Consider the following 500-nt stretch of genomic DNA (forward strand, 5'->3'; position numbering starts at 1 on the left):
CACCCCCTCCTCCGCGCCCGCCGCCACCACGTCCCGCAACCCGACCGCCGTCGCCCCCAACGACCGCGACCACTCCTCCTCCGCCACCAGATGAGCCGCCTGCCGACGGGCCAACGGGCCCAGCGACCACACCAGCACCACCAGCCCCGTGACCAGTGGCGGCACCACCACGACCAGCAGCAGCGGCTCCAACCACACCAGCCCCACCACCGCGCCCACCGCCGTGAACACGAACGCCTGGGTGATCAGCACCAGCCCCGCGAAACCGTCCCGGGCGATCTCCGTCTGATGGGTCAGCCGGGACACCACCGAGGTGTCCCCGGGCCGTCCCGCCCGCACCGCCTCGGCCAGCGCCCGATCGGTGATCCGCCGCACCAGCAGATCCCGCAGCGGCTCCACCAGGGCCGCCACCGCCAGGTGCACCCGCCAGGTGCCGACCGCGCCCACCACCACCCCGACCCCGGCGACGGCCAACCACAACAGCCCCACCGTCGGTTCGC

The 500-nt window shown here is 74.6% G+C and carries 1 pseudogene; it reads right to left on the minus strand.

The features are described 5' to 3' along the window. Positions 1–500 (minus strand): annotated as a pseudogene (locus FOE67_RS28155) (hypothetical protein); the annotation flags it as partial.

The sequence above is a fragment of the Streptomyces calidiresistens genome (assembly GCF_014141525.1).
Lineage (GTDB): Bacteria > Actinomycetota > Actinomycetes > Streptomycetales > Streptomycetaceae > Streptomyces > Streptomyces calidiresistens.